This is a genomic window from Streptomyces sp. NPDC079141 (assembly GCF_040686775.1).
Lineage (GTDB): Bacteria > Actinomycetota > Actinomycetes > Streptomycetales > Streptomycetaceae > Streptomyces.
In genome coordinates this window covers 21168-28146 of sequence record NZ_JBFBLP010000033.1, presented here as the reverse complement: position 1 = coordinate 28146, position 6979 = coordinate 21168, and the positions used below count along the sequence as shown (strand labels likewise).

Sequence of the window (6979 nt, the reverse complement as noted above, 5' to 3'; positions counted from 1 at the left end):
CTTTCCAGGTTCTCGCTTTCGCGTTTCCCTTTCCGGCGGTTCCGACTCTATCAGATCCTTTCGGGCCTGACTCCCAGTCAGCGGGGCTTGTCTTCACGGCTGTTGGGCCGTTCCGACGTCTCAAACCTTAGCGGATCCTCCCGGCAGTTCCTAATCGAGCTGCCGAGCCCAAATCGAATTGAATTCGGGCACGCCGAATTCGCTCCGAGTGGGAGATCGTGCTGGTGGTTTGAAGTGCCGCTCCAGGCGGCGGAGGTGTTGTCGAAGAACCGTTACGGCTCGGCGGCAACCCGGAGAACTTTACGGATCGGGGAGGGGGGTGTCAAGCGCCCCCTGTCAAGATCTTTAATCGAGGTCGCTGAGGCGGCCGCCGGCGTCCGGCTGGGCGTGTTCCACCCTGCGCAGCAGGCGGGTCAGGACCTCGCCGAGGGCCGTGCGCTCGTCCGGGGCGAGGTCCTGGAGCAGGTCCTCCTCGAAGACGGAGGCAAGGCGCATTGCCTCCATCCACTTCTCCCGGCCCTCCACCGTGAGCTCCACGATGACGCGGACCCGGTTGGACTCGTCGCGCTGCCGGGTGACCAGGCCCTCGGTGACCATGCGGTCGATCCGGTGGGTCATCGCGGCCGGCGTCAGGCCGAGCCGCTTGGCGAGGTCGCTGGGGCCCAGGCGGTACGGGGCGCCGGAGAGGACGAGGGCCTTGAGGACCTCCCACTCGGCGTTGCTGATGCCGAGGGCGGCGGTCTGGCGGCCGTAGGCGACGTTCATGCGGCGGTTCAGGCGGGACAGTGCCGAAACGATCTTCTCGACCTGGGGGTCGAGGTCCTGGAACTCGCGCTGGTAGGCGGCGATCTGCTCTTCGAGTGTCGGCTCACTGCTGATGCTGCCGGAGGTGTCGCCCATGCCTCGCAGTATGGCACGGCAGTGATTGGCGTTGAAGTCCTTCTCTGTGTACTCTTTAGCTTCGAACTTTAGCTTTGAAGTCTTCAGGTCTAACCACTTCAGAGCTAACTACTTGAGAGAGGTGAACGTGACCAGGGCGATGGGCGCAGCGATGCGCCGGATCCATGTGGGCAATGCACTCAGCGCGTTCGGGCTCGGCTTCACCGTCCCGTACCTGTACGTCTATGTGGCGCAGGTGCGAGGGCTGGGGGCCGTCACGGCGGGTCTCGTACTCGCCGTGTTCGCCGTGGCCGCGCTGGTCGTGCTGCCGTTCGCCGGGCGGGCCATCGTCCGGCGGGGCCCGCTGCCGGTGCTGCTCGCCGCTCTGGTCACCGCCTCGCTGGGCGCACTGAGCCTGGGGCTCGCGAGCAGTGCGGTGACCGTGCTGTTGTCGGCGGCGGCGCTGGGCGCGGGGCAGGCGGTGATGCAGCCGGCGCTGGCGACGATGATCGTGGACTGCTCGACGGCGGAGACCCGGTCGCGGGCGTTCGCGACGCAGTTCTTTCTGCAGAACCTGGGGCTGGGTGTCGGCGGGCTCATCGGCGGTCACCTCGTCGACACGACGCGGGTTTCGTCGTTCACGCTGCTGTTCGCGATCGAGGCGGCGATGTTCCTGCTGCTGGTCGTGGTGATGGCGACGGTGCGGATGCCGCGTGCGCCGCGGATCGAGGGGGCGCCGGCGTCGGCCAGGGGCAGCTGGAAGCAGTTGCTCGGGAACCGGGCGATGGTGCAGCTGTGTGTGCTGGGCTTTGTGCTGTTCTTCGCCTGTTACGGGCAGTTCGAGTCGGGGCTGAGTGCGTACGGCGTGGAGGCCGCGGGGATCTCGACGTCCGCGCTCGGGACGGCGCTGGCGGCCAACACGGCGATGATCGTGGTGGCGCAGTTCGCGGTGCTGAAGTTTGTCGAGCGGCGGCGGCGGTCGCGGGTGATCGCGGCGGTGGGGCTGATCTGGGCCGTGGCTTGGGTTGCGGCGGGGTATGCGGGGCTTGGGCATGGGAGCCAGGAGATGGCTACGGCTGCCTTCGTCTCCACGTATGCGCTGTTCGGGCTGGGTGAGGCGATGTTGTCGCCGACGGTTGCGCCGTTGGTGGCGGATCTGGCGCCTGTGGGGATGGCTGGGCAGTACAACTCGGCTTTCGCCCTGGTGAAGCAGTTGGCGCTGGCTGTGGGGCCGGCGGTGGGTGGGCCGATGGGGGCGTCGCTGCATGCGCCGTATGTCGTGACGTTTCTGTTGTTCTCGCTGGGGATCACGTATCTCGCGCTGCGGCTGGGGCGTGAGCTGACGGCCGTGCAGGATCAGCCGTCGCTGGCGAGGAGTCGGGTGGTGACGACGGGCGGGGCGAGCTCGGCGGACACGGCGCGGGCCCACGCCTGAGTTTCCTCGCCCCCGCCGCCCTTACCCATTCCCATCCCCTGGGGGCTGCCGCCCCCAGACCCCCGCTTCGGCCCTGAACGGCCTCGTCCTCAAACGCCGGACGGGCTGACTACTCAGCCCCTCCGGCGTTTGAGGAACGGGGGTCCAGGGGGCAGAGCCCCCTGGGGCGGGGCGAAAACAACCCGGCGTCGGCCCTCAGGCCTTCGGCAACGCGAACTCGCACCACACCGCCTTGCCGCCGCCCGGCGTCCGTCTCGAACCCCACGCCGAGGCGATGGTTGCGACGATGGCGATGCCTCGGCCGGACTCGTCGCCGGGCTCGGCGCGGCGGCGGCGGGGGAGGTGGTCGTCGCCGTCGGTGACCTCGACGATGAGGCGGCGGTCGGTGCGGCGCAGGCGCAGGCGCATGGGCGGATGCCCGTGCTGGAGGCTGTTGGCGACCAGTTCGCTGGCCGCCAGGACGCCCAGGTCGTGGAGGTCCGACGGGAACCGCCAGCTGGTCAGCACGCCGGAGGCGAACGCACGCGCGCGTGGGGCCGCTTCCACGCCGCCCAGCAGCTCCAGTGCCGCGTTGCGGAAGAGGTCGCCGTCCGGGCCGTTGCGGGCCGGGTGTTGCAGCACCAGGACCGCCACGTCGTCGTCGTGGTCCGCGGTGACGCCCGCCGAGCGGACCAGGCGGTCGCAGACCACCTGCGGGGTGCCCGTGGCGCCGGCCAGGGCGCGCTCCAGGGAGGCGATGCCCTCGTCGAGGTCCTCGTCACGGCGTTCCACGAGACCGTCCGTGTAGAGGACGGCCGTGGAGCCGGGGCTCAGCGGGATGGAGCCGGACGCGTGCATCCAGCCGCCCGTGCCCAGGGGCGGGCCGGTCGGCTCGTCGGCGCGCAGCACCGTGCCGTTCTCGTCGCGGACGAGGATCGGGAGGTGGCCGGCGGAGGCGTACACCAGCCGCCCCTCGTTCGGGTCGTGGACGGCGTAGACGCAGGTGGCGATCTGGTTGGCATCGATCTCGGTGGCGAGGCCGTCGAGGAGCTGGAGAACCTCGTGGGGAGGCAGGTCCAGGCGGGCATAGGCGCGAACCGCCGTGCGGAGCTGGCCCATCACCGCCGCCGCGCGGACGCCCCTGCCCATGACGTCGCCGATCACCAGGGCCGTGCGGCCGCCGCCGAGGGTGATCACGTCGTACCAGTCGCCGCCGACGGCCGCTTCGGTGCCGCCGGGCTGGTAGGTCGCCGCGATGCGCAGATCGTCCGGCTCCTCCAGTTCCTGCGGGAGCAGTGATCTCTGGAGGGTGACCGCGGTCTCGCGCTGACGGCGTTCGCTGGCGCGCAGGCGCTCGGCGGCCTCGGCGTGGTCGGTGACGTCGGTGGCGAAGACGAGAACCCCGCCGTCGCCCTCGGTCACCGGGCTGCACGTGAAGGTGTAGGAGCGGCCGTCGGGGGCCTTGCGGGACTTGACCGTGCGTGGCTTGCCGCTGCGCAGGACCTGGTCGAGGAGGGGGAACAGGCCCAGCTCGTCGAGTTCCGGCATGACCACGCGGGCCGGTTCGCCGAGCGCGCGGTCGCCGAAGGCCGTGGCGTAGGCGTCGTTGACGTAGGTGAGGCGGTGCTCGGGGCCGTGGACGAGGGCGACGAGGGCCGGCACGCGGTCGAGGACCTCGCGCACGGGCAGTTCGTCCACGGCGGGGACGGGCGGGGTCTCGTCGGTGAGCTGTTCGGCTCTGGCCGCGGGGACTGAGCTTGCGCTCTCCCCCCGCCGCTCCGGCGTGACCGTGTGTTCGGTCCGCGCTGCGGCGCGGCGCTGCGTTCCGGGGAGCCGGGCGCTCCAGCGCGTGAAGTTCACGAATCCTTGCCTCGTGTCGTCGTCTTCGGCCAGCTCCGGACCCGGCCGGGGCGGGCTGTTGCCCGTCCGTTGGTCGTCCAGGGTCGTCCAGGGGCGGGGGTCAGTCTGGCAGTGTGGCGGACCGGGCCGACATCCGTCAGACGCCTGCCCGCGCGGTGGAGTTCCTCGGTCCGGTCAGGACGACCCCTTCGGGTCGTCGTTCGGTTCGTGAGGAGGCTTTCCACCGGCCGCGAGTTCGAACTCCGCTCGGGGATGTTCGAGTGAACCGAGGGAGACGATCTCCCGTTTGAAGAGCCCCGACAGCGTCCATTCGGCCAGGACACGGGCCTTGCGGTTGAAGGTGGGCACCCTGCTCAGGTGGTAGACGCGGTGCATGAACCAGGCAGGGTAGCCCTTCAGCTTGCGCCCGTAGACATGGGCGACGCCTTTGTGCAGCCCTAGGGAGGCCACCGAGCCGACGTACTTGTGGGAGTACGTCTCCAGGGGCTCGCCGCGCAGGGAGTGCGCGATGTTGTCGCCGAGGAGCTTGGCCTGGCGCAGGGCGTGCTGGGCGTTGGGGGCGGTCTCGCGGCCCGGTTCGGCGGCGGTGACGTCGGGGACGGCGGCGGCGTCGCCCGCGGCCCACGCGCGCGTGGTGCCCTCGATCGTCAGCTCGGCGGTGCACTTCAGCCGTCCCCGGTCGGTGCGCGGCAGGTCGGTGGCGGCGACGAGGGGGTGGGGTTTGACGCCGGCGGTCCACACGAGTGTGCGGGTCGGGAAGCGGGCTCCGTCGCTGAGGACGGCGATCCGGTCGGCGCAGGATTCCAGGCGGGTGCCGAGGCGTACGTCGATGTTGCGGCGGCGCAGTTCGCTGACGGTGTAGCGGCCCATCTCCTCGCCGACCTCGGGCAGGATGCGCTCGGAGGCCTCGACGAGGATCCACTTCATGTCCTCGCGACGGACGTTGTGGTAGTACCGCGCGGTGTAGCGGGCCATGTCCTCCAGTTCGGCGAGTGCCTCGACGCCGGCGTAGCCGCCGCCGACGAAGACGAAGGTGAGGGCCGCGTCGCGGATCGCGGGGTCGCGGGTGGAGGAGGCGATGTCCATCTGCTCGATGACGTGGTTGCGCAGGCCGATGGCTTCCTCGACGGTCTTGAATCCGATGCCGTGCTCGGCGAGGCCGGGGACGGGGAGCGTGCGGGAGACCGAGCCGGGGGCGAGGACGAGTTCGTCGTAGGAGAGCTGTTCGGTGCCCGTGCCCTCGTCCTTGGTGGCGAGGGTGGTGAGGGTGGCGGTGCGCTTGGCGTGGTCGATGGAGTGGACCTCGCCGATGACCAGCCGGCAGCGGTCGAGGACGCGGCGCAGGGGGACGACGACATGGCGGGGGGAGATGGAGCCGGCGGCGGCCTCGGGAAGGAACGGCTGATAAGTCATGTACGGGTCGGGAGTGACGACCGTGACCTCGACTTCTCCGCGCTTGAGTTCCGGTTTCAACTTTCGCTGGAGTCGCAGTGCCGTGTACATCCCGACGTAGCCGCCGCCGACAACGAGAATGCGCGCACGTTCCTTCACCATCCCATGACGCACCCAGCGCTTGAGTTTGTCCACAGCCTCGGCAATTTGTGTGACCGCAAGCCTTCGGCGGCCGGGGTTGGCCGAATTGCCGGAGTGCGTGGAAGGACCGCAGGTCAACAGGTGTGCGCCGGGGGATCCCAGGGGGTGCAATCGGGACGTATACGGTCCGTACTCCGATCGGGGGGCGCTCCGTGCGGAACCTGCCCCTTCTGAATTGACTGCCTCTCAACTATGTTCGTGTGTCGACGGGGTGTGGGGGATGCGCTCGTCGGGCTCTACGGGTTCGCGACGGGCGGCTCGTGGTCCGGGCTCGTTCCACAACGCTCCGGCTTATCGATGGCGGGGAGAGTCTCCGGGGGGAGACGTCATTACCGGGGGATCGCTTATGCATGTTCAGGACTCTCATTGGTCGTCCGCGTCTGCCATCGCACCCGGTGGCGGGGCGATGGGCGGCGCCATGAGCGCGGCGGGGAACGGACGCGGGGACGGTGCGCGGACAACGCCGCTGCGTGTGGACGCACAGCGCAATCTGGAGCACGTGCTGCGTGCGGCGCGCGAGGTCTTCGGCGAGCTGGGGTACGGCGCGCCGATGGAGGACGTGGCGCGGCGCGCGCGGGTCGGTGTCGGCACGGTGTACCGGCGCTTCCCGAGCAAGGACGTCCTGGTGCGGCGGATAGCCGAGGAGGAGACCTCCCGGCTGACCGAGCAGGCCCGGGCGGCGCTCGGGCAGGAGGACGAGCCGTGGTCGGCGCTCTCGCGCTTCCTGCGCACGTCGGTGGCGTCGGGTGCCGGGCGGCTGCTGCCGCCGCAGGTGCTGCGCGTCGGCGTCGCGGACGAGCGCTCCGACGGCGCCGGGTTCGACGAGGCGCGGGTGCCGCAGCAGCGGATGCAGCCGGGCGCGGGTGAACTGCGGCTGGTGCCGGGGGAGCCGGTGGCGCCCTCGACGGCGTCCGGGGTCTCCGGGGACGACGACGCCGGTGCGGCCGCGCTGCTCGACGTCGTGGGGCAGCTGGTGGAGCGGGCGCGGGCGGCGGGTGAGCTGCGGGCCGATGTGTCGGTGGCGGACGTGCTGCTGGTGATAGCTACGGCGGCGCCCTCGCTGCCGGACGCGGCGCAGCAGGCGGCGGCCTCGGCACGACTGCTGGACATCCTCCTGGAGGGGCTGCGCTCGCGGCCGTCCTGACGCCTCGGGCACGACCGGAAGCCCTTCGGGACATGTCGGTCATTTCGGGCGGACGGCTCGATTCCCCTTCCGGGAACGCCAGTTGAGCC

The 6979-nt window shown here is 70.5% G+C and carries 5 protein-coding genes; 2 read left to right on the top strand and 3 right to left on the bottom strand.

The genetic code is table 11. The features are described from left to right. Window positions 1-345: 345 nt before the first annotated feature. Window positions 346-900, bottom strand: a complete 555-nt coding sequence (locus tag AB0Q90_RS41530) for a MarR family transcriptional regulator (RefSeq protein WP_363165901.1) — start codon at window positions 898-900, stop codon at window positions 346-348. Between the two features lie 139 nt (window positions 901-1039). Between AB0Q90_RS41530 and AB0Q90_RS41525 the strand changes: the two genes are divergently transcribed. Further along, entirely contained in the window at window positions 1040-2314 is a 1275-nt protein-coding gene (locus tag AB0Q90_RS41525) for an MFS transporter (RefSeq protein ID WP_363165904.1), read from the top strand. A 195-nt stretch (window positions 2315-2509) separates the two neighbouring features. Here the strand turns inward: AB0Q90_RS41525 and AB0Q90_RS41520 are convergent, their stop codons facing one another. Continuing rightward, complete coding sequence (locus tag AB0Q90_RS41520; protein WP_363165900.1) at window positions 2510-4153, bottom strand: SpoIIE family protein phosphatase; 1644 nt, start codon at window positions 4151-4153, stop codon at window positions 2510-2512. A 174-nt stretch (window positions 4154-4327) separates the two neighbouring features. Next, complete coding sequence (locus AB0Q90_RS41515) at window positions 4328-5707, bottom strand: NAD(P)/FAD-dependent oxidoreductase (RefSeq protein WP_363165899.1); 1380 nt, start codon at window positions 5705-5707, stop codon at window positions 4328-4330. A 385-nt stretch (window positions 5708-6092) separates the two neighbouring features. On the opposite strand from AB0Q90_RS41515, the gene AB0Q90_RS41510 reads away from it, so the two are divergent. Beyond that, a complete protein-coding gene (locus AB0Q90_RS41510; protein WP_363165898.1) occupies window positions 6093-6890 on the top strand; it encodes a helix-turn-helix domain-containing protein in 798 nt (265 codons plus the stop codon). Window positions 6891-6979 lie beyond the last annotated feature (89 nt).

Excerpts from the sequence above, each read along its gene's own strand:
- AB0Q90_RS41530 (WP_363165901.1), bottom strand. The coding sequence starts at position 900 with ATGGGCGACACCTCCGGCAGCATCAGCAGTGAGCCGACACTCGAAGAG.
- AB0Q90_RS41525 (WP_363165904.1), top strand. The coding sequence starts at position 1,040 with ATGGGCGCAGCGATGCGCCGGATCCATGTGGGCAATGCACTCAGCGCG.
- AB0Q90_RS41515 (WP_363165899.1), bottom strand. The coding sequence starts at position 5,707 with ATGGTGAAGGAACGTGCGCGCATTCTCGTTGTCGGCGGCGGCTACGTC.
- AB0Q90_RS41510 (WP_363165898.1), top strand. The coding sequence starts at position 6,093 with ATGCATGTTCAGGACTCTCATTGGTCGTCCGCGTCTGCCATCGCACCC.